Origin of the sequence: Rhizobacter sp. Root404, from assembly GCF_001425865.1 — a bacterium.
GTDB lineage: Bacteria > Pseudomonadota > Gammaproteobacteria > Burkholderiales > Burkholderiaceae_C > LMDS01.
The window spans coordinates 1,914,451-1,939,164 of the sequence record NZ_LMDS01000004.1; the positions used below are offsets into that span (position 1 = coordinate 1,914,451).

Consider the following 24,714-nt stretch of genomic DNA (forward strand, 5'->3'; position numbering starts at 1 on the left):
TTCAGCTGCGGATGCGCTGGACCAGCGCGGTCGTCGAGTACCCCTCGACGAATGGCAGCGCCAGCGCCTGCCCGCCCCAGCGGCGCACGCGCTTCGTCTCCTCGAGCGTCTCGATGTCGTAGTCGCCGCCCTTCACATACAGCTGCGGCCGCACGAGTTCCAGCAACTCGACCGGCGTCGCCTCGTCGAACAGCGTGACGAGGCTGACGCTCTCCAGCGCAGCCAGCACGCAGGCGCGGTCGAGCTCGCTGTTCAGCGGGCGGTCCGGCCCCTTGCCGAGCCCTCGTGCCGAGGCGTCGCTGTTCAGCCCGATCACCAGACTCGCGCCCAGTGCGCGTGCCTGCGCGAGGTAGCTGACGTGGCCACGGTGCAGGATGTCGAACACGCCGTTGGTGAACACCACCGGCTGCGGCAGGGCCGCGACCCGCACGGCGAGTTCAGCGCGGGTGCAGAGCTTGTCGAGGAACGCAGACGCGGCGCGCATGGCCGGCCCGCTCAGACCGGCTGCGTCCCTGGCGTGGCGCCCAGCGCGGCGGCTGCCACGCGCGCGGTCACTTCCTTGCGGAAGCGGTTGAGCTCCTGGACGCTCGCGAAGCTGCGTTCCATCAGCAGGCTCATGTTGTGCAGGATGCGCTCGACCACGCGCGTCTCCCAGACCGCGTCGAACTGGATCTGCTTGTCGAGCCACTGCTCGAGCCACTCGGGGTCCGGCAGCCGGCTCTGCACCGTGTCGCGCGGGAACAGGCTGGCGTTGACGTGCAGATTGGTCGGGTGCAGCGCCTGCGCGGTGCGGCGCGCGCTGGCCATCAGCACGCCGACCTTGGCGAACGCGGCCCGCGCCTCGTCGCCGAAGTTCTGCAACGCGCGCTTCATGTAGCGCAGGTAGGCGCCGCCGTGGCGGGCCTCGTCGCGTGCCAGGGTTTCGTAGATCGCCTGGATGACCGGCTCGCTGTGCCACTCGGCCGCGCGGCGGTACCAGTGGTTCAGGCGGATCTCGCCGCAGAAGTGCAGCATCAGCGTCTCCAGCGCCGGCGCAGGGTCGAACTCGAAGCGCACTTCCTCCAGCTCCGCCTCGGTCGGGACCAGATCGGGGCGGAAGCGGCGCAGGTACTCCATCAGCACCAGCGAGTGCTTCTGCTCCTCGAAGAACCAGACACTCATGAAGCCGCAGAAGTCGGCGTCGCCCTTGTTGTCGCGCAGAAACATCTCGGTGGCCGGCAGCGCCGCCCACTCGGTGATCGCGTTCATCTTGATCGTCTGCGCCTGCTCTTCGGTCAGGCGGCTGGCGTCGAACTGGTCCCAGGGGATGTCCTTGTCCATGTTCCAGCGCACCGCTTCGAGCTGCTTGAAGAGTTCGGGGTAGATCATCGCTTGGGCCTTCATAGTGCGCGCGATTCTAGTCCGCCGGTCGTGACCCTGATGCGGCGTCCCCGTGCGGCCGGCATATCCCGGCGCATCCGGAATTGCCGCCCGCGCGTATATGCGACTACTCGGTTATATTTAATACCAGCCAGTCACACCGCGATCCCATGCCCCACGACGATCCTGCCGACCGGCCGCATTTCTTTACCTTCGAGACGAGGGAACTCGGCCGGGCCGGTCGTTTCATAACGAGCATGCCGCGGCGTGGCGCTGCGGCCGGTGCCGGGCACCCTGTTTTCGTTGCGAAGCCGCCGGTTCGATCCGGTTGCAATCCCCGGGCGGTTGATCTCCTCCCTCCTCCCTCCCTGATTCCCCTGGGGGCGCTTCGCAACACTCTTCCACGTGCGGCGGCCGTTCGCGGCCCCGCCGCCTGAGCCGCGATGCGCCGCGTCGCTGTCATCGGATCGGGCATCTCCGGGTTGTCGGTCGCGCATGCGCTGGCCGGCGAGGCCCGCGTCACGCTGTTCGAGGCCGGCGACTACTTCGGGGGTCACACCCACACGGTCGACCTGACGCTGGACGGCGTCACGCACGGGGTCGATACCGGCTTCCTGGTGCTGAACGAGCGCACGTACCCGCAGCTGCTGCGCCTGTTCGACGAACTGGGCGTGCCGATCGCCAAGTCGGAGATGTCGTTCTCGGTGCAGGTCCCCGGACACGGGACAACGCGCGACCTGGAGTGGAGCGGCTGCGACCTGAACACCGTCTTCGCGCAGCGCAGCAACCTGCTGCGGCCGGGGTTCTGGCGCATGCTGGCCGACCTGCTGCGCTTCAACCGGCTGGCCACCGCTCTGGCGGCGCGCGACGCGCTCGCCGGCGAACAGGCCATCGGTGACTTCCTCGACGAACACCGCTTCGGCCGCGAGTTCCGCGAGTGGTATTTCCTGCCGATGATCGGCTGCATCTGGTCCTGCCCGGTCGACCAGATGCTGCGCTTCCCGGTCGCGACGATGCTGCGCTTCTGCCACAACCACGGGCTGCTGCAGGTCGCGAACCGGCCGCAGTGGTACACGGTGCGCGGCGGCGCGCGGACCTACGTCGAGAAGATGCTGCGCGCGGTCCCCGATGCACGCCTGGCCACGCCGGTGCGCAGCGTGCGGCGGGTCGAGGGCGCGGTGCAGGTCACCTCGCGCGACGGCACCGAGCGTTTCGACGACGTCGTGCTCGCCAGCCACAGCGACCAGTCCCTGGCGCTGCTGGCCGACCCGAGCGAGGCCGAGGCCGCGGTGCTCGGCGCGATCCGCTACCAGCGCAACCGCGCGCTGCTGCACACCGACACCGCGCTGCTGCCGAGCCGCCGCAGCGCCTGGGCGGCGTGGAACTACGAGCGCGCCGCGACCCATGCGCCGGAGCAGGCGTCCGTCTGCCTGCACTACCTCCTGAACCGGCTGCAGCCGCTGCCGTTCACGACGCCGGTCGTGGTCTCGCTGAACCCGGTGCGCGAGCCGCGCGCCGAACTCGTGCACGCGGAGTTCGACTACGCCCACCCGGTGTTCGATGCCGCGGCGATCCGGGCGCAGCAGCGCGTCGGCGAGTTGCAGGGCGAGCGCAACACCTGGTTTTGCGGCGCGTGGACGCGCTACGGATTCCATGAGGACGGCCTGATGTCCGGCCAGGCCGTCGTCGCCGGCCTGCGCCAGGCCTGGGCTGCGCCGCACGCGCTGCGGGAGGCCGCATGACCGAGGTGCGGCCGGCGGTCCCGCTGCTGGGCATCGGCGAGGTGCGCCACGCGCGCGAGCGCCCGGTGCCGAACCGGTTCGCCTACCCGACCTACTTCCTGATGCTGCCGATGCGCAGCCTGCGCGCGGCGCCGTCGGACGCGCTGGCGCGCAACCGCTTCGGGCTGATCAGCTTCTTCGACCGCGACCACGGCGACGGCCGGGCCGACAGCCTCGCCTGGCTGGACGCGCTGCTGGCGCGCGAGGGCGCGCGCGACGCCGACGGCGAGGTCTGGCTGCACTGCTATCCGCGGGTGCTCGGCTTCACCTTCAAGCCGGTCAGCTTCTGGTACTGCCACCGCGCCGATGGCGGCCTCGCGGCGGTCGTCGTCGAGGTCAACAACACCTTCGGCGAGCGCCACTGCTACCTGCTCGACGGGCCGGAGGTCGGCTTCGGTCGCGAGCTGCAGGCGGCCAAGGTCTTCCACGTCTCGCCGTTCTGCGAGGTGACGGGGAACTACCGCTTCCGCTTCGTGCGCAGCGCCGAGCGCACGATCGCCTGCGTCGACCACCACGACGGGCACGGCCTGCTGATCCGCACCAGCGTGGGCGGCGAGTTGCGCCCGCTGACCGCGGCGCGGGCGCGGGCGGCGTTCTTCGGCATGCCGCTGATGACGCTCGGCGTGATCGCCCGCATCCACTGGCAGGCGCTGCGCCTCTGGCGCAAGCGCGTGCCGTTCTTCCGCAAGCCGGCACCGCCGCCGAACTTCACGACCCGCTGAGCACATCGACGATGGACACCAGCCGCACCCTGCTCCCGCCTCACCTGGTCGACTCGGCCCCGGCCGCCGCACGCGCGGTGTTCCGGTTGCTGCGCGATCTCAAGCACGGCACGCTGACCGTGCAGGTCCCCGACGGCAGCACGCTCAGCTTCGGCACCAGCACCGACGCCGGACTGCGCGCCGCGATCCGGCTGCGCAACTGGTCGCCCTGCGCCGCGGCGCTCAAGTCGGGCGACATCGGCTTCGCCGAGAGCTTCATCGCCGGCGACTGGACCACGCCGGACCTGACCGCGCTGCTGACGCTGTTCATCGCCAACCGCGACGAGGTCGAAGCGGTGATCTACGGCAGCTGGTGGGGCTCGCTGCTGTACCGCGCGAAGCACCTGTTCAACCGCAACTCGCGCCGCGGCAGTGCGAAGAACATCCACGCCCACTACGACCTCGGCAACGCGTTCTATCGCCTGTGGCTGGACCCGACGATGAACTACAGCAGCGCCTGGTTCGAGGGCGACCGCAGCGGCGACCTGGTGCACGCGCAGCACGCCAAGGTGCGGCGCGCGCTGCGCGAATGCGGCGTGCGGCCGGGCGACCGCGTGCTCGAGATCGGCTGCGGCTGGGGCGCGCTGGCCGAGGCGGCGGCGCGCGAATTCGGTGCCACGGTCACCGGCGTCACGCTGTCACGCGAACAACTGGCGTGGGGCCAGCAGCGCCTGGCCGACGCCGGCCTGCCGGGCGACCTGCGCTACCAGGACTACCGCGACATCACCGACGGCCCGTTCGACGCCATCGCATCGATCGAGATGTTCGAGGCGGTCGGGCGCGAGTACTGGCCCAGCTTCTTCGCGACCCTGAAGGCACAGCTCAAGCCCGGCGGCAAGGCCTGCATCCAGAGCATCACGATCCGTGACGACCTGTTCGAGCGCTACGTGAAGTCGACCGACTTCATCCAGCAGTACATCTTCCCCGGCGGCCTGTTGCCGAGCCCGTCGGCGTTCCGCGCCGCCGCGGCCGCGGCCGGCTTGCGCGTGGTCAACGAACTGGACTTCGGGCTCGACTACGCCGAGACGCTGAAGCGCTGGCGCGCCAGCTTCCTCGCGGCCGACGGGCCGGTGCGCCGGCTCGGCTTCGACACCCGCTTCATGCGGATCTGGGAGTTCTACCTCGGCTACTGCGAGGCCGCCTTCGCGACCCGCAACACCAGCGTCATGCAGTTCACGCTCGTGCGCGACTGAAGCTCAGTCGTCCAGCCAGGCGACGAGTTCGTTCAGGTCGCGCACGACGCAGCTCGCCTGCGCGGCGCCGGCCGGCATCGTCGGGTCGCCTTCGCGGCGCACCCATGCGCTGTGCAGCCCGGCGCCGTGCGCGCCGACCACGTCGAGCGCCCAGTCGTCGCCGATGTGCAGCACCTCGTGCGGCTGCGCCTCGAGCCGCCGGCAGGCCTCGTGGAAGATCCGCGGATCGGGCTTGCCGATGCCGAACTCGCGCGCCGAGACCGTCGTCGTGAAGTGCGCGGCCAGGCCGATGCCCTGCAGGTCGGCATTGCCGTTCGTGACGGCCGCGATCGGCCAGCGTGCGGCCAGCGCCTGCAGCGCCGGCAACGCGTCCGCGTAAAGCTCGACCCGGTTGCGCGCCGCGAAGAACACCGCGAACGCGCCGTCGGCATGCGCCGGGTCGTCGCCGCTGAGCGTGAGCGCGCGCACCAGGCTGGCGTGGCGCATGCGCGTGAAGTCGTGGCCCCAGTGCGGGTTCTCGGCGGCGATCGTCTCGCGCAGGCCGCGCAGCGCGGCCACGTCGAAGCGCTGCGCCGTTGCGCTGGCGTGCTGCGCGAGCCAGCCGTGCAATTCGTGCTCGGCGCGCTCGATCGCGGGCCAGATCGGCCAGAGCGTGTCGTCGAGGTCGAGCGTCAGCGCACGGATGCTGGCAGCGCGGCGACCGGCCATCAGCGCATCCAGCCCTTGCGGCGGAAGTAGATCAGCGGCGCCGCGACCGACATCACCATCAGCCCGAGCGCGTACGGATAACCGAGCGACCAGTCGAGCTCGGGCATCGCCTTGAAGTTCATGCCGTAGATGCTGGCGATCAGCGTCGGCGGCAGCAGCGCGACGCTGGCGACCGAGAAGATCTTGATGATCTTGTTCTGGTTGATGTTGATGAAGCCGACCGTCGCGTTCATCAGGAAGTTGATCTTGTCGAACAGGAAGGTGCTGTGGCTGTCGAGCGAGTCGATGTCGCGCATGATCTGGCGCGCCTCCTCGAACTGCTCGGCGTTCAGCATGCGGCTGCGCATCATGAAGCTGACGGCGCGGCGCGTGTCCATCACGTTGCGGCGGATGCGGCCGTTCAGGTCTTCCTCGCGCGCTATCGCGTTCAGCACTTCACCGGCCGCCTGGTCGTCGAGCTGCTGCTTCAGCACGCTGGAGCTGACCTTCTCCAGGCTGTCGTAGATGCCTTCCAGCGCGTCGGCGCTGTATTCGGCGTCGGCGTCGTAGAGCTTGAGCAGCACGTCCTTCGCGTCCTCGATCAGCGCCGGGATGCGCCGCGCCCGCAGCCGCAGCAGCCGGAACACGGGCAGCTCCTCGCCATGGATCGAAAACAGGATCTTGTTGAACAGGATGAACGCGACCCGCACGTTGCGCGGCGTTTCGTCGTCATCGATCAGGAAGTCGGAGCGGATGTGCAGCTCGCCGTTGTCTTCCTCGTAGAAGCGGGCCGATTCCTCGAGGTCGTCGTCGACCGCGTCGGCCGGAATCGTCAGCCCGAAGTGCTGCGTGATCCAGCCCTTCTCTTCCTCGGTCGGCGCGTCCAGGTCGACCCAGACGGGGCGCACCTGGGTCAGCGCCTCGGCGAGCGCATCCAGGCTTTCGATTTCTTGCTGGGCGAGCCGGCCGTTGGCCAGCGTGAAGACATTGAGCATGGGGGCTCCGGCGCGTCGGGCGGGCGGGCAAGCGCTGGAGCGGACGGCTCACCGGCAGTGAGCGAGGAGTCCAGGCCAATCTCCGGGCGGTAGCCTTGGATTATCGCACCCGTCAGGACACAAATTCTTGCCGCTCGGGGCCTTGAAAAGCGGACCTTTTCGGCATCCCCGGGATGCGCTTGTCAGCGGCGCTGAACCTGTGCACACTGGGTTCGACGGCTTCCCTACGCCGTTCCCGCCTGACGATTCCATCCCCCTTCCCCGCTCTCTCCCACCCCGCGAAAGGAACCCCCATGAACCTGACGATCAGCGGTCACCACCTTGATGTCACCCCGGCTTTGCGAGAGTACGTGCTCACCAAGCTGGACCGGGTCACGCGCCACTTCGACCAGGTCGTCGACATCAACGTGCTGCTGTCGGTGGAGAAACTGAAGGAGAAGGAACGCCGCCAGAAGGCCGAAGTCACCCTCCACGTAAAGGGCAAGGACATTTTCGTCGAGCAGTCCAGCGAGGATCTTTACGCGGCGATCGACCAGCTGATGGACAAGCTGGATCGTCAGGTGTGCCGCCACAAGGACAAGGTCCAGGATCATCACCACGCGGCGCCGAAACGGATCGACGCGACGCCGGTCTGAACAGCCTGCGCACCGAATCGGGCGGCCTGCGGGCCGCCTTTTTCTTGCGCGCGGCGATTTCCTGCACGCAAGTGCGTGATCTTCCGTTGCTGCGGCGCAGCAGGACATGCAAAATCGTGCATGGGCGTCATGTCGATCCTGCACGCGTGCACGGCAGGCGCTCCATAATTCGAGACCCGTTACCCCTGCGGTCGCGTGTCGATCGGAGTCGAACCTTAGGCCAGTGCCCACGATGAATCGCCTCGCTGCCATCCTCCCTGCCAGCAACGTGCTGGTGGATGTCGACGCCACCAGCAAGAAGCGCGCTTTCGAGCATGCCGGCCTGGTGTTCGAGAACCAGCACGCCATCGCGCGCGCCACGGTCACCGACAACCTGTTCGCCCGCGAGCGGCTCGGCTCGACCGGCCTGGGCCACGGGGTGGCGATCCCGCACGGGCGCATCAAGGGCCTGAAAAACCCGCTCGCCGCGGTGCTGCGCGTGCAGCAACCGATTCCCTTCGATGCCCCCGACGACCAGCCGGTCGGGCTGCTGATCTTCCTGCTCGTGCCGGAAGCCGCCACGCAGCGCCATCTCGAGATCCTGTCCGAGATCGCGGAGATGCTCTCCGACCGCGAACTGCGCGAACGCCTGAAGACCGAGGCCGACGCGGCCACCGTGCACCAGCTGATCGCGAACTGGGAACCGTTGAAGTCGGTCGCCTGACAAATGCGCTTCTCCGTCGGTGACGCGCGGGCCGAGCGCCGGGCCGCCCCAAGCCGGCCCGCACCCCCCCGGGGGGTGGCCCGGTATTCCGGGCCGGGGGCTCCATGAAGCCGACGGTCATCAGCGCGGAAGCGCTGTTCGAGGAACACCGCGAGATCCTGCACTGGGAGTGGATCGCCGGGCACGCCCACCCGGAGCGCCGTTTCGACGAGGCCGCGGTGCGCAACGCGCAGTCGGCCGCCGACCTGGTCGGCTACCTGAACTACATCCACCCGTATCGCGTCCAGATCGTCGGCCGGCGCGAAGTGGCCTACCTGAACACCAACTCGCCGGACGTGGCCGAGCGCCGGATCTCGCGCATCGTGACGCTCGAGCCGCCGGTGCTGATCGTCGCCGACGGCGACACCGCCCCCGACAAGCTGGTCGCGATGTGCGACCGCGCCGACATCCCGCTGTTCGCGACCAGCGAATCCGCCGGTCACGTGATCGACGTGGTCCGCGCCTACCTGGGCCAGCATTTCGCCGAGCGCACGACGCGCCATGGCGTGTTCATGGACATCCTCGGCGTCGGCGTGCTGATCACCGGCGAATCGGGCCTGGGCAAGAGCGAGCTCGGGCTGGAGCTGATCTCTCGCGGCCACGGCCTGGTCGCCGATGACGCGGTCGACCTGTACCGCGTCTCGCAGACCGGGCTCGAGGGCCGCTGCCCCGACCTGCTGCTGAACCTGCTCGAGGTGCGCGGCATCGGCCTCCTCGACATCAAGGCGATCTTCGGCGAGACCGCGGTGCGCCGGAAGATGCGGCTCAAGCTAATCGTCCACCTGGTGCGCAAGGAGACGATGGACCGCGAGTTCGAGCGCCTGCCCTACGAGCCGCTGAACGAGGACATCCTCGACGTGCCGGTGCGCAAGACCGTGATCGCGGTCGACGCCGGGCGCAACCTCGCGGTGCTGGTCGAGGCCGCGGTGCGCAACACGATCCTGCAACTGCGCGGGATCGACACCTACAAAGAGTTCATCGAGCGCCACGCGAAAGCCATGCTCAAACCCGAATAGGTTTGATCACGACTTGGTCTTGTGGGGACACGCCTTCTTCGTGCAGGTGGCGTACAGCGCGAGTGCGTGCTCCTGCAGCTCGAACCCGCGCGCCTGCGCGACGGCACGCTGGCGCTTCTCGATCTCGGCGTCGAAGAACTCTTCGACCCGGCCGCAGTCCATGCAGACCAGGTGGTCGTGGTGCTTGCCTTCGTTGAGCTCGAACACCGCCTTGCCGGTCTCGAAATGGTTGCGAGACAGGATGCCGGCCTGCTCGAACTGCATCAGAACCCGGTAGACGGTCGCCAGCCCCACGTCGGCACCCTCGGCCAGCAGCATCTTGAAGACGTCTTCGGCGCTCATGTGGCGCTGCGAGGTCTTCTGGAACATCTCCAGCACCTTGATGCGCGGCAGCGTGGCCTTCAGGCCGCTGTTCTTCAGTTCGTCGGCGTGCGTCATGGCGAGGGTGGCAGTCATCGAGCGGCGCGGTCCGGGCCGGGAAGCCAGCCGCTAGAATGAACCGATCATATCGAGGTTGGCCGCCGTCCACGGCGCGCCGGGTTGCCACCATGTCCCTGTCATCGCCTTTTGTTCGACCCAGCCTCGCGATCGCCGTGGCGGCGGCGTTGAGCGGTTGCCAATACCTGCCGTCGCTTCCCACTTCGACCGATCGCTTCCTGGGCGTCGTGACGCCGTACAAGGTGGAGGTCGTCCAGGGCAACGTGATCACGAGCGAGCAGGCCGCCGTCGTCAAGCCCGGCATGAACCGCGCCCAGGTGCGCGACGTGCTGGGCTCGCCGCTGCTGACCGACGCGTTCCATGTCGACCGCTGGGACTACGTCTTCACGATCCGGCGCCAGGGCGCCGAGCCGCAGGCGCGTCGCGTGGTCGTGCTGTTCGAAGGGGACGCGCTGAAGAGCATCGACACGGGCGGCGACTTGCCGACCGAGCGCGAATTCGTCGCGTCGATCGACACCTTCAAGACGTCGCGCAATGCGCCCCCGCTGGAACTGACGCCCGAGCAACTGAAGGCGCTGCCCGCGCCGGCGCGTCCGGCCCTGGTGGAAGCCGAGCCGATCGGCCCGGTCCGCACCTACCCGCCGCTCGAACCGACGACGCCATGACGGGCGCGGTCGTGCCGATGCGCGTGGCGGTGGCGGGCGCCTCGGGCCGCATGGGCCACATGCTGATGGAGGCGATCAGCGCCGCACCGGACCTGATCTTGAGCGGCGCGCTCGACGTGGCTGGCAGCCCGGCGCTCGGACAGGACGCCACCGCCTTCCTCGGCCGCCAAGGCGGCCCGACGATCACCGCCGACCTGCGTGCCGGCCTGGCCAACGCGCAGGTCCTCATCGACTTCACGCGCCCGGAAGGCACGCTCGCGCACCTCGCGGTCTGCCGCGAGCTGGGCGTGAAGGCGGTGATCGGCACGACCGGCTTCGACGACGCGCAGAAGGCGCAGATCGCCGAGCACGCGCGCCACATCGCGGTGATGATGGCGCCGAACATGAACGTCGGCGTCAACGTGATGATGAAGCTGCTCGACCAGGCCGCCCGCCTGCTGAACGTCGGCTACGACATCGAGATCATCGAGGCCCACCACCGTCACAAGGTCGACGCCCCCAGCGGCACCGCGCTGAAGATGGGCGAGGTGATCGCCAGCGCGCTCGGGCGCGACCTGAAGGACTGCGCCGTCTACGCGCGCGAAGGCGTCACCGGCGAGCGCGACCCGTCGTCGATCGGTTTCGCGACCGTGCGCGGCGGCGACATCGTCGGCGACCACACCGTGCTGTTCGCCGGCACCGGCGAACGCATCGAGATCACCCACCGCTCGAACAGCCGCGCCGGCTACGCGCAGGGCAGCCTGCGGGCTGCGCGCTTCCTCGCCGACCGCGCCAGCGGCCTGTTCGGCATGGACGACGTGCTCGGCCTGCGCTGAACGATGGGCGGCCTGGCGGTCTTCTGGAACCAGGGCGACGCGGTCACGCGCGGCGTCGCCGCGCTGCTGCTGATCATGTCGATCAGCGCCTGGATCGTGATCTTCTGGAAAGGCTGGCTGCTGCGCCGCGTGCGCGGCGACATCGACCGCGCGGTGCCCGCGTTCTGGGCCGCACCGACGCTGGACGCCGGGCGTGACGCACTGATCGCATTCGACCGCGAGCGCGCGCTGCTGCCGCTGCTTGGCGCTGCCACCGCCGCCGCGCCGGACGGCACGCTCGAGGCAAAGGGCCACACCGATTCGCAACTCACCCGCCGCCTGCGCGATGCGCTGCACCGCGTGCTCGATCAACTCCAGTTCGGCCAGGTGCTGCTCGCCTCGATCGGCAGCACGGCGCCGTTCATCGGTCTGTTCGGCACGGTCTGGGGCATCTACCACGCGCTGGTCGGCATCTCGGCCGCGGGCTCGATGTCGATCGAACGCGTGTCCGGGCCGGTCGGCGAAGCGCTGGTGATGACGGCCGCGGGCCTGGCCGTCGCGATCCCGGCCGTGCTGGCCTACAACATCTTCGGCAAGATGGTCGCGAGCAGCGAGGCCGAGCTCGAAGGCTTCGCGCATGATTTGCGCGAGATGATGACGAACACGGCGGCGTGATGGCCTTCGGTCGCCTCGAACGCAGCAGCCGGCCGTCGCCGATGAGCGACATCAACATGACGCCGCTGATCGACGTGATGCTGGTGCTGCTGGTGATCTTCATGATCACCGCCCCCCTGATGAGCTCGAGCCTCAAGCTCGACCTCCCGAAGGCCGAAGGCGCGCAGCCGAACGACGCGCCGCAGTTCATCAGCGTCGCGCTCGATCCTCAGGGGCGGCTGTACTTCGGCGAAGACGCCATGGAGCCGGCGGCGTTCGCCGCTCGCGTCGGCGAGGCCGCACGGCGCAACCCACGCACCGAAGTGCAGCTGCGTGCCGACCAGGGCGTGCCGTACGGCCGCGTGGCCGAGGTGATCGGCCTGGTGCAGAAGGCCGGGCTCAGCCGGATCGGGTTCGTCACCGAGACCGCGCCGGCCAAGCCCTGACCGTCATCGGGGGCCGCGATGCTGACGATCCACAACCCGCTTCATCGTCTTCATCAAGGCCGCGAGGAAATGTTCCGCGGCCGGCTCGTGCCTTGCCACGAGACCGCGCAGCGGCTCGATCACGTGCTCGCCGAACTGCAGCGGCGTGGTGCCGGTCCGTTGCAGACACCGGCGTTGAACGATGGCGAACTCGACGCCGCGCTCGCGCGCATTCACGCGCCGCGCTACCTGCACTTCCTCGAGCGCGCGTGGGACGACTGGGTGGCGCTCGACCCGAGCAATGCCGAGCGCGACGCGCTGCCCTCGGTCTGGCCGGCGCCCGGCATGCGCTTCGATGTGCTGCCCGACAACTTCGCCGCCCGCCTGGGCCTGTTCTCGTTCGACGCCGGGACGCCGCTGACGGCCGGCAGCTGGGCCGCCGCGCGCGCGGGCGCGGCCTGCGCGATCGCCGCCGCACGCGTCGTCGGGAGCGGTGAGGCGCGCAGCGCGTTTGCGCTGTCGCGTCCGCCCGGCCACCACGCCGGGGCGGACTTCTTCGGCGGCTACTGTTTCCTCAACAACGCGGCGCTCGCAGCCCAGGCGTTGCGTGACGCGGGCGCGGCGCGCGTGGCCGTGCTGGACGTCGACTACCACCACGGCAACGGCACGCAGGCGATCTTCTACGGCCGCGCCGACGTGACGACCGTCTCGATCCACGGCGACCCGCGCACCGAGTACCCATTCTTCCTCGGCCACGCCGACGAGCGCGGCATCGGGGCCGGCGAAGGCTTCAACCTGAACCTGCCGCTGCCGCGCGGCACCGGCTTCGCGCGCTGGCGCGAGGCGCTTCACGCCGGGCTCGATGCGATCGCACGTGCGGGCGCCGAGGCGCTGGTCGTCTCACTCGGCGTCGACACCTTCGAGGGCGACCCGATCTCCGGCTTTCTGCTGCGCAGCGACGACTACCTGCAGGTCGGCCGAGACATCGCGGCCGCGAACCTGCCCACCGTGTTCGTGTTCGAGGGCGGCTACGCGGTCGCCGAGGTCGGCATCAACACCGTCAATGTGCTCGACGGATTCGACGCCGCGGCCGGCAGCGGGTGAGGGTCAGTCGACCTTCTCGGCGCCGGACACGAGCGCGGCGAACCGGTCCAGCCCCACGTTCCCGCCCGACAGCGTGATGCCGACGCGCCGGCCGCGGAAGCGCTCGGCGTTCACCATCAGCGCCGCCAGCGCGCAGGCGCCGGACGGCTCGAGCACGACCTTCATGCGCTCGAACGCGAAGCGCATCGCGTCGACGACGGCCGGATCGCTGGCGGTCAGCACGTCGGTCACGTGGGCGCGGATCACCTCGAAGGGATGCGCGCCGACCGCCTGCGTCTGCTGGCCATCGCAGATCGTGCGCGGCACCTCGATGCTGACGATGCGCCCGGCGCGCAGCGACTGCTGCATGTCGTTGCCGCGCTCCGGTTCGGCGCCGAACATCTCGATCGCCGGCAACAGATGCTTCGCGGCGACCGCACAGCCCGACAGGAAGCCGCCTCCGCCCGCGCAGACGATCAGCGCGTCGAGCGTACCCACGTCCTCGATCAGCTCCAGCGCCGCGGTGCCCTGCCCTGCCATCACCGGCAGGTAGTCGAACGGCGGTATCAACGTCGCGCCGCGCTCCTCGACGAGCCGCTTCGCGATCGCCGCCCTGTCCTCCTTGTACCGGTCGTAGATCACCACCTCGGCGCCGTAGCCACGCGTCGCCGCGAGCTTGAGCGCCGGCGCGTCGTGCGGCATCACGATGGTCGCCTGGCAGCCGTGCAGGCGCGCCGCGAGCGCGACGGCCTGCGCGTGGTTGCCGGACGAGAACGCGACCACGCCGTGGGCGCGCTGCGCATCGCTCAGCGCATTCACCGCGTTGTAGCCGCCGCGGAACTTGAACGCGCCCATGCGCTGCAGGTTCTCGGCCTTCATGAAGACCTGAACACCGAGCAGCGCGTCGAGCGTGCGCGAGGTCAACACCGGCGTGCGGTGGGCGACGCCCTGGAGGCGGGCGGCGGCGAGTTCGATGTCGTTGAATTGCAGCATGCCGCCAGAATACGCGGCACGCAGCGGCGGCGACAGGCACAGACCGCTTCGCCGCGGCGTCGATCTGTACTGCCCAGCCCGCGCGCAGCACGGCATCATCCACCTCTGATGGATTCGCCCGCCACCACCCCGCTCTACGCCCGCATCGCCCGCCACTACCGCGGCGCGATCCGCACTGGCGCGCTCGCGCCAGGCGACGCGATGCCCTCGGTGCGGGCGCTGACGCGGCTGCACCGCGTCAGCCTGTCGACAGCGCTGCAGGCCTGCCGCAGCCTCGAGGCCGAGGGCCTGCTCGAGGCGCGGCCGCGCTCCGGCTACTTCGTGCTGCGACGCCGGCGCGCCGCGATCCCGCCGCTGGACGAGCCGGACCTGCGGCACGTGCCTGACGCGGCCCAGTACGTCGGCATCCACGACCGCGTGTCGCGCTATGTCGCGATGAGCGAGCGTCATCCGGTACGGGTCGACTTCGCCGCCACCTACGCGTCGCCCGAGGCATATCCAGGTGCCGACCTGCAGCGCGCCGCGATGCGCGCGCTGCGCCGCGACCCGGGCCTGCTGGTGCGCCCGATTGCGCCGAACGGGGATGCCGGGTTGCGCGCTGCGCTGGCCCGCCGCTCGCTCGACGCCGGCATGCAGCTCGCGCCCGAGCAGATCGTCGTGACCCACGGCTGCATCGAGGCGCTCAACGTCGCGCTGCGCGCCGTCGCGCAGCCCGGTGACACGGTCGCGGTCGAGTCACCCACGTACTACGGGCTGCTGCAGGTGCTCGAAAGCCTGGGCCTGCGCGCGCTCGAGATCCCGACCAGTCCGAGCACCGGCCTCTCGGTCGACGCGCTCGAACGCGCCTTGCGCGAACCGGCTGGCATCAAGGCGGTGGTCGTCGTGCCGAACCTGCAGAACCCGCTGAGCTGCACGATGCCGGACGCCGCCAAGGAACGTCTGGTGGCACTGTGCGAGCAGCACGCGTTGCCGCTGATCGAGGACGACACCTACAGCGCCTTCCACGCCGACGACGTGCCGCTGCGGGCGCTGAAGAGCTTCGACCGCAGCGGCCATGTGATCCACTGCGCGTCGCTGCGCAAGACGATCGCGCCGGGCATGCGGCTGGGCTGGATGACTGGCGGCCGCTGGCAGGCGCGGATCGAGATGCTCAAGTACGCGCAGAGCCGCGCCAACGAGGCGCTGTCGCAGATCGCGATGGCCGAGTTCATCGGGTCGAGCGCGCACGATCGGCACCTGACGCGCCTGCGCCGGGCGCTGCAGCACCAGCGCGAACAGATGGCCGACGCGATCGCCGCGCACTTTCCCGCCGGCACGCGGCTGAGCGTGCCGGCGGGCAGCATGCTGCTGTGGGTCGAGTTGCCCGGGCAGCGCTCGGCGGACGCGGTGTTCGAGGCTGCGCTCGCACAAGGCATCCGCATCGCCCCGGGCACGCTGTTCTCGAACTCGCGGCGCTTCGATCACTTCATGCGCATCAGCTGCGGCACGCCCTTCACGAGCGAGGCCGACGCGGGCTTGCGGCAACTCGCCGCGATCGTCGCGACGGGTTGAACGTCAGCGCTGCGCGTCGGCGCGGCACTGCGCCTGCAGTTGTGCCCAGCCGTCGGTGCCGAGCGCCTCCAGCGTCGCGATATTCGCCTCGTAGATGGCCTCGGGCGCCGGGATGGCGGCGACGGCGCGCTCGATGCTCGCCTCGCGCAGCAGGTGCAGCGTGGGATGGGGCGAGCGGTTGGTGGCGTTGCCGATGTCGTCCGCGGGGGCATCCGCGAACCGATAGTCGGGGTGGAAGCTGGCGACCTGCAGCACGCCGTCCAGGCCCAGGTCGTCGAGCGCGGCATCGGCGGCGTCGAGAAAATCGTTGAAGTCGGCGAAATCGCGCAGCACGTTCGGGTGGATCAGCAACGTCGTCTCGACGACGGCCGGGTCGGCCGCCGCCAGTTCCCGCATCTGCGCGATCAGCGCGTCGAGCAGCGTGCGCGGATCGTCGGTCTCGCAGACGACGAAGCGGACCTGCTCCTTCACCAGCGGCGCTTTCGCAAACGGGCACAGGTTCAGGCCGACGACGGCGCGCTGGACCCAGGCGCGGGTTTCGGCGATCACGCGGTCGGCGGTGGACAGGTTCATCGGTCGTAGTGTGGACGATGCGGCGCCGCGCGTCAGGGCGCCGCGTGCAGGCGCCAATAGGTGGCGAAGCGCGGCAGCCCGCGGCTGGTGAGCTCGCGGTAGCGGTACGTGACGACGCTGCCGATCGGCGGCGGATCGCGGCGCAACGCATCGGTCAGCCCGCTGCCGAGCAGGAAACGCCGGCCCTCGGGCGTGCGCATGTCGAGCGCGCCGAGGTGGCCCGCGTACTTGCCGCGCCCGGCGTGGTGGCCGACGACCGTCGCTTCGGCGTCGAGGCTGGGCTTGAGCTTCACGAGGGCGTCGCTGCGGCCGATGACATAGGGCGCGTCCGCGCGATGCAGTGCCAGCCCTTCTCCGCCCTGCGCGAGCACGTCGGCCAGTCGCCGTTGCAGCGCCGCGCGGTCGCCGACGAACGACTGCTCGACCGCGACGAGGTGCGGCGAGCCGCTGCGCTGCACCAACGCCCGGATCGCGCGGGCCCGCTCGGCGAAATCGCCGCGCGCGTCGGGGCATTCGAACACCAGGTAACGCACGCCGCGCCAGGCGTCGGCCGCGGGACGCTCGCGGCGCACGATGCCCGAGAGCTCCTCGAAGCGCCCGCGGCCCAGCCAGAGTTCGCCGTCCAGCGGCGTGCTCGGCCAGCCCGCGGTGAACGCCGGCGGCGCGGCGAACCGGCGGCCGGTGCGCGAGCGCAGCGTCGTGCCGTCCCACACGCCGCGCACGCCGTCGTACTTTTCGCTGACCAGGTAGGCGGCAGGGTCGAGCGCGTCGCTCCAGACGCCGAGCAGCGGCAGCGCCGGTGCAGCGAGTGCGCCACGCGGGGCCACCAGCCCGGCGGACAGGAGCGAGACGAGCAGTTGGCGGCGTGACAGGGCGGACATGGTGCGGCGCTCCGGGTTGGTCGAGCGCATCGTCCCGCGCGCTGGCCGCCACGGCCATCCGCCATCGGAGCGGTCTGCGGGCGCCCCCGCAGGGGTGAGTTCACCCGGCCCCGACCGGGCCGCGCCACACCCCCGTTCCTATAATCGTCCTCAATCGTTTCAGGCGCCCGGTGGCGCAACTTCATGACTCCCGACTTCAAACCCGACGAGATCGAGCGTTCCGCACAGGCGGCGTGGACCGCCGCCGATGCGTACCGCGTCGTCGAGGACCCGAACCGCCCGAAGTTCTACGCCTGCTCGATGCTGCCCTACCCCAGCGGCAAGCTGCACATGGGCCACGTGCGCAACTACACGATCAACGACATGCTCACGCGCCAGCTGCGCATGAAGGGCATGAACGTGCTGATGCCGATGGGCTGGGACGCCTTCGGCCTGCCGGCGGAGAACGCGGCAATCGCGAACAACGTCCCGCCCGCGGCCTGGACGCGCAGCAACATCGCCGAGATGAAGGCGCAGTTCGCGCCGCTCGGCCTCGCGTTCGACTGGACCCGCGAGATCGCGACCTGCGACCCCGAGTACTACCGGTGGAACCAGTGGTTCTTCCTGAAGATGCTCGAGAAGGGCATCGCCTACCGCAAGACGCAGGTCGTCAACTGGGACCCGGTCGACCAGACCGTGCTCGCGAACGAGCAGGTCGAGAACGGCCGCGGCTGGCGCAGCGGCGCACTCGTCGAGAAGCGCGAGATCCCCGGCTACTACCTCGCGATCACGCAGTACGCCGACGAGCTGCTCGCCAACGTCGCCGATCCGGCGGCGCCCGGCTACCTGCACGGCTGGCCCGAGCGCGTGCGGCTGATGCAGGAGCACTGGATCGGCAAGAGCGAGGGCGTGCGCTTCGCGTTCACGCACAAGATCGCGGGCGCCGCCGGCCAATTGATCGGCGACGGCAGGATGTGGGTCTTCACGACCCGCGCCGACACGATCATGGGCGTGACCTTCTGCGCCGTCGCGCCCGAGCACCCGCTGGCGCTGCACGCCGCCGCAGGCAACCCGGCGATCGCCGCGTTCATCGAGGCGTGCAAGGCCGGCGGCACGACCGAGGCCGAACTGGCCACCCAGGAGAAGAAGGGCATCGCAACCGGCCTGGTCGTCGAGCACCCGCTGACCCACGAGGCGATCCCGGTGTGGATCGGCAACTACGTGCTGATGGGCTACGGCGACGGCGCCGTGATGGGCGTCCCGGCGCACGACGAGCGCGACTTCGCGTTCGCGAAGAAGTACGGCATCGACATCCTGCAGGTGATCCACGTCGACGGCGAGCCGCACTTCACCTACGACCACTGGCAGGAATGGTACGGCCTGAAGGACACCAGCGGCGAACGCGCCGTGACGATCAACTCCGACATCTACAGCGGCCTGCCCTACCAGGTCGCGATCGACACGGTGGCCAGCGCGCTGCACCACAAGGGCCTGGGCGGCAAGAAGACGACCTGGCGCCTGCGCGACTGGGGCATCAGCCGCCAGCGCTACTGGGGCACGCCGATCCCGATCATCCACTGCGCCAAGTGCGGCGTGGTGCCGGTGCCCGAGAAGGACCTGCCGGTCGTTCTGCCGGAAGACCTGATCCCCGACGGCTCCGGCAACCCGCTGAACAAGAGCGAGAAGTTCCTGAACGTCGATTGCCCGACCTGCGGCCAGCCGGCGCGGCGCGAGACCGACACGATGGACACCTTCGTCGACTCGGCCTGGTACTTCATGCGCTACACCTGCCCGGACAGCCATGACGCGATGGTCGACGCGCGCAACGCCTACTGGACGCCGATGGACCAGTACATCGGCGGCATCGAGCACGCGGTGCTGCACCTGCTGTACGCGCGCTTCTGGACCAAGGCGATGCGCGACCTCGGGCTGGTCGACCACGGCGAGCCGTTCACGAAGCTGTTCACCCAGGGCATGCTGCTGAACGAGTCGTTCTACCGCGAGGAAGGCAGCGACGGCAAACGCCTGTGGTTCTACCCGAGCGAGGTGACGGTGCAGGTCGACGACAAGGGTCACCCGACCGGCGCGACGTTGAACGCCGACGGCCAACCGGTGCAGCTCGGCGGCATCGAGAAGATGTCGAAGTCGAAGAACAACGTGGTCGAGCCGCGCGACATCATCGCGAAGTTCGGCGCCGACACCGCGCGCCTGTTCACGATGTTCGCCGGTCCGCCGGACCAGAGCGCGGCCTGGTCCGACTCGGGCGCGGAAGGCTCGTACCGCTACCTGCGCCGGCTGTGGAACTTCGGCGTCCGGCATGCCGACGCGGTCCGCGCGGCCGGCAGCGACTTCACCGGCCTGAGCGACGCCGGCAAGGAACTGCGCCGCGAGGTCCACCTGCTGCTGCGCCAGATCAGCCACGACTACGACCGGCTGCAGTACAACACCGTCGCCTCCGGTGCGATGAAGCTGCTCAACGCGCTCGAAGGCGCCAAGCCCACCGAGGCGCCCGCCGACGCCGCCGCGCTGCGCGAGGGCCTGAGCGTGCTGCTGCGGGTGCTGTACCCGGCGACGCCGCACATCACCTACGCGTTGTGGGGCGAACTCGGCTTCAAGGACGCCCTCGGCGACCTGCTCGACACGCCCTGGCCGAGCGTCGACGACGCGGCGCTGCAGCAGAGCGAGATCGAGCTGATGCTCCAGGTCAACGGCAAGCTGCGCGGGTCGATCCGCGTCGCGGCCGATGCCGGCAAGCACACGATCGAGCATGCGGCGACGCACAGCCCGGACTTCATCAAGTTCGCCGAGGGCAAGCGCGCGAAGAAGGTCATCATCGTGCCAGGTCGTCTGGTCAACATCGTTGTCTGATCCGATGACGCGCGCCACCCGCCGCCATCTGTTGCTCGCGGCGCTGCTGCCGCTGGCGGGTTGCGGCTTCGAGTTGCGGCGCGCGCCGGAGCTGAAGTTCCGCACCATCCAGCTGGCGAACTTCCCGCGCCGCTCGCCGCTGGCCGACGAGCTGCGCATGAACATCAACGCGAGCACGACCACGCTGGTCGTCGAGGGCATCGCGCAGGCGCAGGTCGTGCTCGAGGCGATCGAGGACGTGCGCGAGAAGGTCGTCGTCGCCAGCGGCGCGGTCGGGCAGGTCACGGAGTTCCAGCTGCGCGAGCGCTTCCGATTCCGCCTGCGCAGCGTCAACGGGCGCGAGCTGATCCCCGAGACCGAGATCCTGCAGAACCGCGACCTCAGCTACACCGAGAGCGCCGCGCTCGCGAAGGAGCAGGAAGAGAACTTCCTGTACCGCGCGATGCAGACCGACATCGTGTCGCAGGTGATGCGGCGCCTGGCCTCCGTCCAGACCTACTGATGCAGATCCGCGCCGATCAGTTGGCCGCGCACCTGCAGAAGGGCCTGCGACCGATCTACACCGTGTGGGGCGACGAACCGTTGCTGGCGCAGGAAGCCGGCGACGCGATCCGCGCCGCGGCACGCGCGAGCGGTTGCAGCGAGCGCCAGGTGCACACCGTCGCCGGCGCGCACTTCGACTGGAGCGGGCTGCTCGGCGCGTCGATGGCGATGAGCCTGTTTTCGGAGCGCCAGCTGATCGAGATCCGCATCCCGTCCGGCAAGCCGGGCAAGGAGGGATCGGAGGCGCTGCAACGCTACTGCGATTCGCTCGGCGACGACGTGGTCACGCTGGTGCAACTGCCCAAGCTGGACCGCACCCAGCAGGGCAGCGCGTGGTTCACCGCGCTGGACGGCGCCGGCGTCACCGTGCGCGTCGACCCGATCGACCGCAAGGCGCTGCCGCAGTGGATCGCGCAGCGCCTCGCGCAGCAGGGCCAGCGGGTCGTCGGCGGCGAGGACGGGCAGCGCACGCTGGCGTTCTTCGCCGACCGCATCGAAGGCAACCTGCTCGCCGCGCACCAGGAGATCCAGAAGCTCGGGCTGCTCTACCCGGCCGGCGAACTGGGCTTCGAGCAGATCGAATCGGCGGTGCTGAACGTGGCCCGCTACGACGTGTTCAAGCTCGGCGAGGCGGTGCTGGCCGGCCAGGTCGCGCGCGCGCTGCGCATGCTCGACGGGCTCCATGCCGAGGGCGAGGCCGCCGTGCTGGTGCACTGGACGCTGACCGAGGACATCCGCGCCCTCAAGCGCGTGAAGGACGCGGTGGCCGCCGGCAAGCCGCTGCCGATGGCGCTGCGCGAAGGCCGCGTCTGGGGCGCGAAGGAGCGCCTGTTCGAACGCGTCGTGCCGATGCTGACCGATCACACGGTCGCGCACCTGCTCGACGCGGCGCAGATCTGCGACGGCCTGGTCAAGGGCCTCAAGCACCCCGACTGGCCGCAGGACCCGTGGGACGGCCTGCGCCGCCTGGTGCTGTTGCTGCTGCAGCACACCTCCGCGGTGCCTGCCGGCGCGCGCGGGCGGGTCGTGGTGCAGCGGCTCGCGCTGCAGGCCTGATCTCAGTAGCCGCGGGTGCGGTCGACGAGGTTCTGCAGCGGCTCGCCGCGGCGCAGCGCGGCGACATTGCGCGCGGCGATCAGCGCGGCGCTTCGAGGGTCGGTCGGTGCCGCGACATGCGGCAGCACCGTGATCGACCGATGCGACCAGAACGGGTGGCCGGCCGACAGCGGCTCGGTCGCGAACACGTCGAGCACCGCGTGGCGCAGATGGCCGCTGGCGAGCGCGGCGAGCAGGTCGCCCTCGACGACGTGCGCGCCGCGCGCGAGGTTCACGAGGCTCGCGCCGCGCCGCATCTGTGCGAAGGTCCGCGCATCGAACAGCCCACGCGTCGCGGGCGTCAGCGGCAGCAGGTTGACGACCGCGTCGGCCTGCGCGAGCACCGCCTCGAGCGGGCCGGCGTCGCGGCTCCAGACATCGACCGGATGGCCCTGCTCGGTCAGCCGCCGCGCCGCCGCGCGTCCCATCTGGCCAGCGCCGAGCACCGCGACCGCGAACTCGTCGGCACGCCGCAGCGCATGTTGCCGCCACACGCCGGCACGCTGCTGCGCCGCGTAGTCGAAGAAGCCGCGCTGCAGGCTCGCGACGGCCCACAGCGCGGTCTGCGCCATCGTCTCGTTCATCGCCGGGTCGACCATCCGGGCGAGCGGCACGTCGGCCGGCACGCTGGCGTCGTCGAGCAGGCGGTCGACGCCGGCCCACAGCGACTGGATCAGCCGCAGGTTCGGCAGTCCGCGCAGGCTGCCGACCGGCGGGTTCGCGACGAGCGCGACGTCGATCTGGTCGGGCGATACGCCGTGAAGGTCGCGCAGCAGGCGCTCGCCCGGCAGTGCCGCCTCGAGCAGTGGCCACCACGCCGCCCAGTCGGCAGCGTCGAACCCGGCCGCGACGAGGATCGCCATCGCCGTCAGCCGGCGCCGTTCGCGCGGTCGATCAGCCGTTGCAACGCCTGGCGCACCGTTTCCGCGCGAATCGCCGCGCGGTCGCCGTGGAGTTGCAGCAGCTCGGCGCGCGTGGCCTCGCCCGCGCGGGCGGTGGCCAGCCAGACCGTGCCGACCGGTTTGGTGGGCGTGCCGCCGGTCGGCCCGGCGATGCCGGTGACCGCGACGGCCAGCTGCGCCCCCGAGTGCGCGAGCGCGCCCTCCGCCATTGCCAGCGCCACCTCGCGGCTGACCGCGCCGTGCGCGGCGACGAGCGCGGCATCGACGCCGATCGCCTCGACCTTGGCTTGGTTCGAGTAGGTCACGAAGCCGCGCTCGAACCAGTCGCTCGACCCGGCGACCGCGGTGCAGGCGGCGGCGATCATCCCGCCGGTGCACGACTCGGCGGTCGCGAGCTTCAACCCGCGCCGGCGCAGCGCGTCGGCGAGCGCGAGCACCAGCGGCTCGACATCCTTCACACGAACCTCCACAGCGCGATCACGAACAGCGCGCACAGCGCCGCGACGAAGTCGTCGAGCAGGATGCCGAAGCCCTGCGCCCAGCCGATCGGCATGCCGCGCTTCAGCTTGAACAGCTTGTCGGCCCAGGCCACCGGGCCGGGCTTGGCCGCGTCGAACGCGCGAAACAGCAGGAAGGCGACCGCCTGCGCCCACAGGCCGGCCGGCATCACCAGCCACAGCACGAGCCAGAACGCGAGCACCTCGTCCCAGACGATCGCACCGGGGTCGGCGACCGCGAGATGGCGCGCCGTCACCGTGCAGGCCCACCAGCCGACCAGGCTGCCGACGCCGATCAGCAGCGCCCAGCGCAGGTCGGTCATGTGCGGCTGCAGGACCAGGAACGCGACCCACGCCCACAGCGTGCCGACCGTGCCCGGCGCGACCGGCGACAGCCCGCTGCCGAAGCCCAGCGCGATCGCATGCGCCGGGTGCGCGAGCAGGAAGCGCCAGGTCGGCTTGCGCGCCGCGATGGGGAGCGGCGGATTGAGCGAGGGCGTCGGATCGCTCATGCCTTGAAGTGGTCGAAGGAGCCGAACGTGTTCGGCACGCTCGCACCGACGTCGTCGAGCAGGCGCAGCCTGCCCTCGGCGACGACGCGACCGATGCGCGTGACGCGGACCTGCGCGGCCCGCGCCGCGGCCTCGACCTGCGCGGCGCGCGCCGGCGGCGCGGTGAAGACCAGCTCGTAGTCGTCGCCGCCTGCCAGCGTGCAGGTGCGCTGCAACGCGCGCGGCAGCGCGCCCAGCTCCGCGCTGCGCGGCAGCGCGTCGACGTTCACCTCGGCGCCGAGCGCCGAGCGGCGCAGCACGTGCGCCAGATCGCCGAGCAGGCCGTCGGAGACGTCGATCGCGCTGGTCGCGATGCCGCGCAGCGCCAGGCCGAGCGCGACGCGCGGCTGCGGTCGCTCCATCGCGACGCGCACGCGCTCGAACGCATCCCCGACGAGCGCCACGGTGCCGCGGAACGCCTCGAGCGCGAGCCGCGCATCGCCCAGCGTGCCGCTCACGTACAGGTCGTCGCCCGCCTGCGCGCCCGAGCGCAGCAGCGCCTGGCCTTGCGGCACCTCGCCGAACACCGTGATGCACAGGTTCAGCGGGCCTTGCGTGGTGTCGCCGCCGATCAGCTCGCAGCCGTGCGCGTCCGCCAGCGCGAGCAGGCCGCGTGCGAAGCCTTCGAGGAAGCGCTCGTCGACCCGCGGCATCGCCAGCGCGAGCGTGAACGCGAGCGGCTTCGCGCCGCAGGCCGCCAGATCGCTCAGGTTCACCGCGAGCGCCTTGTGGCCGAGGCGTTCGGGGTCGACGGTCGGCAGGAAATGGCGGCCTTCGACCAGCATGTCGCTCGACACCGCGAGCTGCATGCCCGGCGAGGTCGCGAACAGCGCACAGTCGTCGCCGACGCCGAGCGCCGCGCGCGTGACGGTGCGGGTGAAGTACTTCGCGATCAGGTCGAACTCGCCGAGGGACATCGATGGGTCGGTGGGTGGAGGGGAGGCCGGCATGCGGCGCGAACCTGCGCACATGCGGCATCGGCATTATCCGCGTGGCCCGCGGCGGCGCCGCGCGACGCGCCCGACTTCTACAATCATCGGCCCGCGGCGTGCG

At 70.3% G+C, this 24,714-nt stretch carries 27 protein-coding genes; 15 read left to right on the plus strand and 12 right to left on the minus strand.

Features of this window, described 5'->3' with window-relative positions:
• Position 1 precedes the first annotated feature (1 nt).
• Both rfaE2 and ASC76_RS13190 read right to left on the minus strand, forming a co-directional pair.
• Entirely contained in the window at positions 2 to 484 is a 483-nt protein-coding gene (rfaE2, locus tag ASC76_RS13185; RefSeq protein ID WP_056466373.1) for a D-glycero-beta-D-manno-heptose 1-phosphate adenylyltransferase, read from the minus strand.
• A gap of 11 nt (positions 485 to 495) precedes the next feature.
• Positions 496 to 1,368, minus strand: coding sequence for a hypothetical protein (locus ASC76_RS13190; RefSeq protein ID WP_056467412.1), 873 nt, complete (start codon positions 1,366 to 1,368; stop codon positions 496 to 498).
• A gap of 434 nt (positions 1,369 to 1,802) precedes the next feature.
• On the opposite strand from ASC76_RS13190, the gene ASC76_RS13195 reads away from it, so the two are divergent.
• The 3 genes from ASC76_RS13195 to ASC76_RS13205 are packed head-to-tail and all read left to right on the plus strand — an operon-like array spanning position 1,803 to position 5,094.
• Positions 1,803 to 3,101, plus strand: coding sequence for an NAD(P)/FAD-dependent oxidoreductase (locus tag ASC76_RS13195; RefSeq protein WP_056466376.1), 1,299 nt, complete (start codon positions 1,803 to 1,805; stop codon positions 3,099 to 3,101).
• On the plus strand, positions 3,098 to 3,862 hold the full coding sequence (locus ASC76_RS13200; protein WP_056466380.1) for a DUF1365 domain-containing protein: 765 nt from the start codon (positions 3,098 to 3,100) through the stop codon (positions 3,860 to 3,862). The genes ASC76_RS13195 and ASC76_RS13200 overlap by 4 nt, the downstream gene beginning before the upstream one ends.
• An 11-nt stretch (positions 3,863 to 3,873) precedes the next feature.
• Positions 3,874 to 5,094 carry a cyclopropane-fatty-acyl-phospholipid synthase family protein gene (locus ASC76_RS13205; protein WP_056466383.1) on the plus strand — a complete coding sequence of 407 codons (1,221 nt, stop codon included), beginning with the start codon at positions 3,874 to 3,876 and terminating at the stop codon, positions 5,092 to 5,094.
• Positions 5,095 to 5,097: 3 nt separating this feature from the next.
• On the opposite strand, the gene ASC76_RS13210 is transcribed toward ASC76_RS13205, so the two are convergent.
• Both ASC76_RS13210 and corA read right to left on the minus strand, forming a co-directional pair.
• Positions 5,098 to 5,802, minus strand: coding sequence for an HAD family hydrolase (locus ASC76_RS13210; protein WP_056466386.1), 705 nt, complete (start codon positions 5,800 to 5,802; stop codon positions 5,098 to 5,100).
• Complete coding sequence (gene corA, locus ASC76_RS13215; protein WP_056466388.1) at positions 5,802 to 6,776, minus strand: magnesium/cobalt transporter CorA; 975 nt, start codon at positions 6,774 to 6,776, stop codon at positions 5,802 to 5,804. The genes ASC76_RS13210 and corA overlap by 1 nt, the downstream gene beginning before the upstream one ends.
• 293 nt (positions 6,777 to 7,069) lie before the next feature.
• On the opposite strand from corA, the gene hpf reads away from it, so the two are divergent.
• From hpf to hprK, 3 genes are all read left to right on the plus strand, one after another.
• Positions 7,070 to 7,411, plus strand: a complete 342-nt coding sequence (gene hpf, locus ASC76_RS13220) for a ribosome hibernation-promoting factor, HPF/YfiA family (protein ID WP_056466391.1) — start codon at positions 7,070 to 7,072, stop codon at positions 7,409 to 7,411.
• A gap of 232 nt (positions 7,412 to 7,643) precedes the next feature.
• Complete coding sequence (locus tag ASC76_RS13225) at positions 7,644 to 8,114, plus strand: PTS sugar transporter subunit IIA (protein ID WP_056466395.1); 471 nt, start codon at positions 7,644 to 7,646, stop codon at positions 8,112 to 8,114.
• Positions 8,115 to 8,218: 104 nt separating this feature from the next.
• The gene (gene hprK / locus ASC76_RS13230) at positions 8,219 to 9,169 is read left to right on the plus strand and encodes an HPr(Ser) kinase/phosphatase (RefSeq protein WP_056466397.1); all 951 of its coding nucleotides are present in this window, start codon (positions 8,219 to 8,221) and stop codon (positions 9,167 to 9,169) included.
• A gap of 6 nt (positions 9,170 to 9,175) precedes the next feature.
• On the opposite strand, the gene fur is transcribed toward hprK, so the two are convergent.
• Positions 9,176 to 9,607, minus strand: a complete 432-nt coding sequence (gene fur / locus ASC76_RS13235; protein WP_056466400.1) for a ferric iron uptake transcriptional regulator — start codon at positions 9,605 to 9,607, stop codon at positions 9,176 to 9,178.
• A gap of 110 nt (positions 9,608 to 9,717) precedes the next feature.
• Here fur and ASC76_RS13240 point away from each other — a divergent pair, with 110 nt between their 5' ends.
• From ASC76_RS13240 to ASC76_RS13260, 5 genes are read left to right on the plus strand one after another with little or no spacing between them, the layout of a single operon-like run.
• A complete protein-coding gene (locus ASC76_RS13240; protein WP_056466403.1) occupies positions 9,718 to 10,272 on the plus strand; it encodes an outer membrane protein assembly factor BamE in 555 nt (184 codons plus the stop codon).
• The gene (gene dapB / locus ASC76_RS13245; RefSeq protein WP_056466405.1) at positions 10,269 to 11,087 is read left to right on the plus strand and encodes a 4-hydroxy-tetrahydrodipicolinate reductase; all 819 of its coding nucleotides are present in this window, start codon (positions 10,269 to 10,271) and stop codon (positions 11,085 to 11,087) included. Before ASC76_RS13240 ends, dapB begins: the two co-directional genes overlap by 4 nt.
• Before the next feature lie 3 nt (positions 11,088 to 11,090).
• On the plus strand, positions 11,091 to 11,741 hold the full coding sequence (locus ASC76_RS13250; RefSeq protein ID WP_056466409.1) for a MotA/TolQ/ExbB proton channel family protein: 651 nt from the start codon (positions 11,091 to 11,093) through the stop codon (positions 11,739 to 11,741).
• On the plus strand, positions 11,741 to 12,166 hold the full coding sequence (locus ASC76_RS13255) for a biopolymer transporter ExbD (RefSeq protein ID WP_056466412.1): 426 nt from the start codon (positions 11,741 to 11,743) through the stop codon (positions 12,164 to 12,166). The genes ASC76_RS13250 and ASC76_RS13255 overlap by 1 nt, the downstream gene beginning before the upstream one ends.
• 18 nt (positions 12,167 to 12,184) lie before the next feature.
• Positions 12,185 to 13,249: a histone deacetylase family protein gene (locus ASC76_RS13260; RefSeq protein WP_056466415.1), complete on the plus strand. Its 1,065-nt coding sequence runs from the start codon at positions 12,185 to 12,187 to the stop codon at positions 13,247 to 13,249.
• A 3-nt stretch (positions 13,250 to 13,252) separates the two neighbouring features.
• Here ASC76_RS13260 and ASC76_RS13265 read toward each other — a convergent pair whose 3' ends face one another.
• Positions 13,253 to 14,221 carry a threo-3-hydroxy-L-aspartate ammonia-lyase gene (locus tag ASC76_RS13265; protein ID WP_056466418.1) on the minus strand — a complete coding sequence of 323 codons (969 nt, stop codon included), beginning with the start codon at positions 14,219 to 14,221 and terminating at the stop codon, positions 13,253 to 13,255.
• Positions 14,222 to 14,329: 108 nt separating this feature from the next.
• Here ASC76_RS13265 and ASC76_RS13270 point away from each other — a divergent pair, with 108 nt between their 5' ends.
• Complete coding sequence (locus ASC76_RS13270) at positions 14,330 to 15,772, plus strand: PLP-dependent aminotransferase family protein (RefSeq protein ID WP_056466421.1); 1,443 nt, start codon at positions 14,330 to 14,332, stop codon at positions 15,770 to 15,772.
• Between the two features lie 3 nt (positions 15,773 to 15,775).
• Here ASC76_RS13270 and ASC76_RS13275 read toward each other — a convergent pair whose 3' ends face one another.
• Together ASC76_RS13275 and ASC76_RS13280 are read right to left on the minus strand one after the other, a co-directional pair.
• Positions 15,776 to 16,345, minus strand: a complete 570-nt coding sequence (locus tag ASC76_RS13275) for a DUF1415 domain-containing protein (protein WP_056466424.1) — start codon at positions 16,343 to 16,345, stop codon at positions 15,776 to 15,778.
• A gap of 32 nt (positions 16,346 to 16,377) precedes the next feature.
• Positions 16,378 to 17,226: a DNA ligase gene (locus ASC76_RS13280; RefSeq protein WP_056467415.1), complete on the minus strand. Its 849-nt coding sequence runs from the start codon at positions 17,224 to 17,226 to the stop codon at positions 16,378 to 16,380.
• A 183-nt stretch (positions 17,227 to 17,409) separates the two neighbouring features.
• Here ASC76_RS13280 and leuS point away from each other — a divergent pair, with 183 nt between their 5' ends.
• The 3 genes from leuS to holA are packed head-to-tail and all read left to right on the plus strand — an operon-like array spanning position 17,410 to position 21,672.
• Positions 17,410 to 20,073 carry a leucine--tRNA ligase gene (leuS, locus tag ASC76_RS13285; RefSeq protein ID WP_056466427.1) on the plus strand — a complete coding sequence of 888 codons (2,664 nt, stop codon included), beginning with the start codon at positions 17,410 to 17,412 and terminating at the stop codon, positions 20,071 to 20,073.
• A 4-nt stretch (positions 20,074 to 20,077) separates the two neighbouring features.
• Positions 20,078 to 20,575, plus strand: a complete 498-nt coding sequence (lptE, locus tag ASC76_RS13290) for an LPS assembly lipoprotein LptE (protein ID WP_056466430.1) — start codon at positions 20,078 to 20,080, stop codon at positions 20,573 to 20,575.
• Positions 20,575 to 21,672, plus strand: a complete 1,098-nt coding sequence (gene holA, locus ASC76_RS13295; protein WP_056466434.1) for a DNA polymerase III subunit delta — start codon at positions 20,575 to 20,577, stop codon at positions 21,670 to 21,672. The genes lptE and holA overlap by 1 nt, the downstream gene beginning before the upstream one ends.
• A gap of 2 nt (positions 21,673 to 21,674) precedes the next feature.
• Here holA and ASC76_RS13300 read toward each other — a convergent pair whose 3' ends face one another.
• From ASC76_RS13300 to thiL, 4 genes are read right to left on the minus strand one after another with little or no spacing between them, the layout of a single operon-like run.
• Positions 21,675 to 22,574 carry a glyoxylate/hydroxypyruvate reductase A gene (locus tag ASC76_RS13300; RefSeq protein WP_056466437.1) on the minus strand — a complete coding sequence of 300 codons (900 nt, stop codon included), beginning with the start codon at positions 22,572 to 22,574 and terminating at the stop codon, positions 21,675 to 21,677.
• Positions 22,575 to 22,579: 5 nt separating this feature from the next.
• The gene (locus ASC76_RS13305; RefSeq protein WP_235580426.1) at positions 22,580 to 23,071 is read right to left on the minus strand and encodes a CinA family protein; all 492 of its coding nucleotides are present in this window, start codon (positions 23,069 to 23,071) and stop codon (positions 22,580 to 22,582) included.
• Positions 23,068 to 23,622: a phosphatidylglycerophosphatase A gene (locus ASC76_RS13310; RefSeq protein WP_056466443.1), complete on the minus strand. Its 555-nt coding sequence runs from the start codon at positions 23,620 to 23,622 to the stop codon at positions 23,068 to 23,070. The genes ASC76_RS13305 and ASC76_RS13310 overlap by 4 nt, the downstream gene beginning before the upstream one ends.
• Positions 23,619 to 24,578 carry a thiamine-phosphate kinase gene (gene thiL / locus ASC76_RS13315; RefSeq protein WP_056466446.1) on the minus strand — a complete coding sequence of 320 codons (960 nt, stop codon included), beginning with the start codon at positions 24,576 to 24,578 and terminating at the stop codon, positions 23,619 to 23,621. The genes ASC76_RS13310 and thiL overlap by 4 nt, the downstream gene beginning before the upstream one ends.
• Positions 24,579 to 24,714: the final 136 nt, after the last annotated feature.

Excerpts from the sequence above, each read along its gene's own strand:
- holA (WP_056466434.1), top strand. The coding sequence starts at position 20,575 with ATGCAGATCCGCGCCGATCAGTTGGCCGCGCACCTGCAGAAGGGCCTG.
- ASC76_RS13310 (WP_056466443.1), bottom strand. The coding sequence starts at position 23,622 with ATGAGCGATCCGACGCCCTCGCTCAATCCGCCGCTCCCCATCGCGGCG.
- corA (WP_056466388.1), bottom strand. The coding sequence starts at position 6,776 with ATGCTCAATGTCTTCACGCTGGCCAACGGCCGGCTCGCCCAGCAAGAA.
- ASC76_RS13205 (WP_056466383.1), top strand. The coding sequence starts at position 3,874 with ATGGACACCAGCCGCACCCTGCTCCCGCCTCACCTGGTCGACTCGGCC.
- hprK (WP_056466397.1), top strand. The coding sequence starts at position 8,219 with ATGAAGCCGACGGTCATCAGCGCGGAAGCGCTGTTCGAGGAACACCGC.
- ASC76_RS13270 (WP_056466421.1), top strand. The coding sequence starts at position 14,330 with ATGGATTCGCCCGCCACCACCCCGCTCTACGCCCGCATCGCCCGCCAC.
- ASC76_RS13225 (WP_056466395.1), top strand. The coding sequence starts at position 7,644 with ATGAATCGCCTCGCTGCCATCCTCCCTGCCAGCAACGTGCTGGTGGAT.
- ASC76_RS13250 (WP_056466409.1), top strand. The coding sequence starts at position 11,091 with ATGGGCGGCCTGGCGGTCTTCTGGAACCAGGGCGACGCGGTCACGCGC.
- ASC76_RS13240 (WP_056466403.1), top strand. The coding sequence starts at position 9,718 with ATGTCCCTGTCATCGCCTTTTGTTCGACCCAGCCTCGCGATCGCCGTG.
- fur (WP_056466400.1), bottom strand. The coding sequence starts at position 9,607 with ATGACGCACGCCGACGAACTGAAGAACAGCGGCCTGAAGGCCACGCTG.
- ASC76_RS13265 (WP_056466418.1), bottom strand. The coding sequence starts at position 14,221 with ATGCTGCAATTCAACGACATCGAACTCGCCGCCGCCCGCCTCCAGGGC.
- ASC76_RS13280 (WP_056467415.1), bottom strand. The coding sequence starts at position 17,226 with ATGTCCGCCCTGTCACGCCGCCAACTGCTCGTCTCGCTCCTGTCCGCC.
- leuS (WP_056466427.1), top strand. The coding sequence starts at position 17,410 with ATGACTCCCGACTTCAAACCCGACGAGATCGAGCGTTCCGCACAGGCG.
- hpf (WP_056466391.1), top strand. The coding sequence starts at position 7,070 with ATGAACCTGACGATCAGCGGTCACCACCTTGATGTCACCCCGGCTTTG.
- ASC76_RS13275 (WP_056466424.1), bottom strand. The coding sequence starts at position 16,345 with ATGAACCTGTCCACCGCCGACCGCGTGATCGCCGAAACCCGCGCCTGG.
- ASC76_RS13200 (WP_056466380.1), top strand. The coding sequence starts at position 3,098 with ATGACCGAGGTGCGGCCGGCGGTCCCGCTGCTGGGCATCGGCGAGGTG.
- ASC76_RS13300 (WP_056466437.1), bottom strand. The coding sequence starts at position 22,574 with ATGGCGATCCTCGTCGCGGCCGGGTTCGACGCTGCCGACTGGGCGGCG.
- dapB (WP_056466405.1), top strand. The coding sequence starts at position 10,269 with ATGACGGGCGCGGTCGTGCCGATGCGCGTGGCGGTGGCGGGCGCCTCG.
- ASC76_RS13255 (WP_056466412.1), top strand. The coding sequence starts at position 11,741 with ATGGCCTTCGGTCGCCTCGAACGCAGCAGCCGGCCGTCGCCGATGAGC.
- rfaE2 (WP_056466373.1), bottom strand. The coding sequence starts at position 484 with ATGCGCGCCGCGTCTGCGTTCCTCGACAAGCTCTGCACCCGCGCTGAA.
- thiL (WP_056466446.1), bottom strand. The coding sequence starts at position 24,578 with ATGTCCCTCGGCGAGTTCGACCTGATCGCGAAGTACTTCACCCGCACC.
- ASC76_RS13195 (WP_056466376.1), top strand. The coding sequence starts at position 1,803 with ATGCGCCGCGTCGCTGTCATCGGATCGGGCATCTCCGGGTTGTCGGTC.
- ASC76_RS13210 (WP_056466386.1), bottom strand. The coding sequence starts at position 5,802 with ATGGCCGGTCGCCGCGCTGCCAGCATCCGTGCGCTGACGCTCGACCTC.
- ASC76_RS13190 (WP_056467412.1), bottom strand. The coding sequence starts at position 1,368 with ATGATCTACCCCGAACTCTTCAAGCAGCTCGAAGCGGTGCGCTGGAAC.
- ASC76_RS13260 (WP_056466415.1), top strand. The coding sequence starts at position 12,185 with ATGCTGACGATCCACAACCCGCTTCATCGTCTTCATCAAGGCCGCGAG.
- lptE (WP_056466430.1), top strand. The coding sequence starts at position 20,078 with ATGACGCGCGCCACCCGCCGCCATCTGTTGCTCGCGGCGCTGCTGCCG.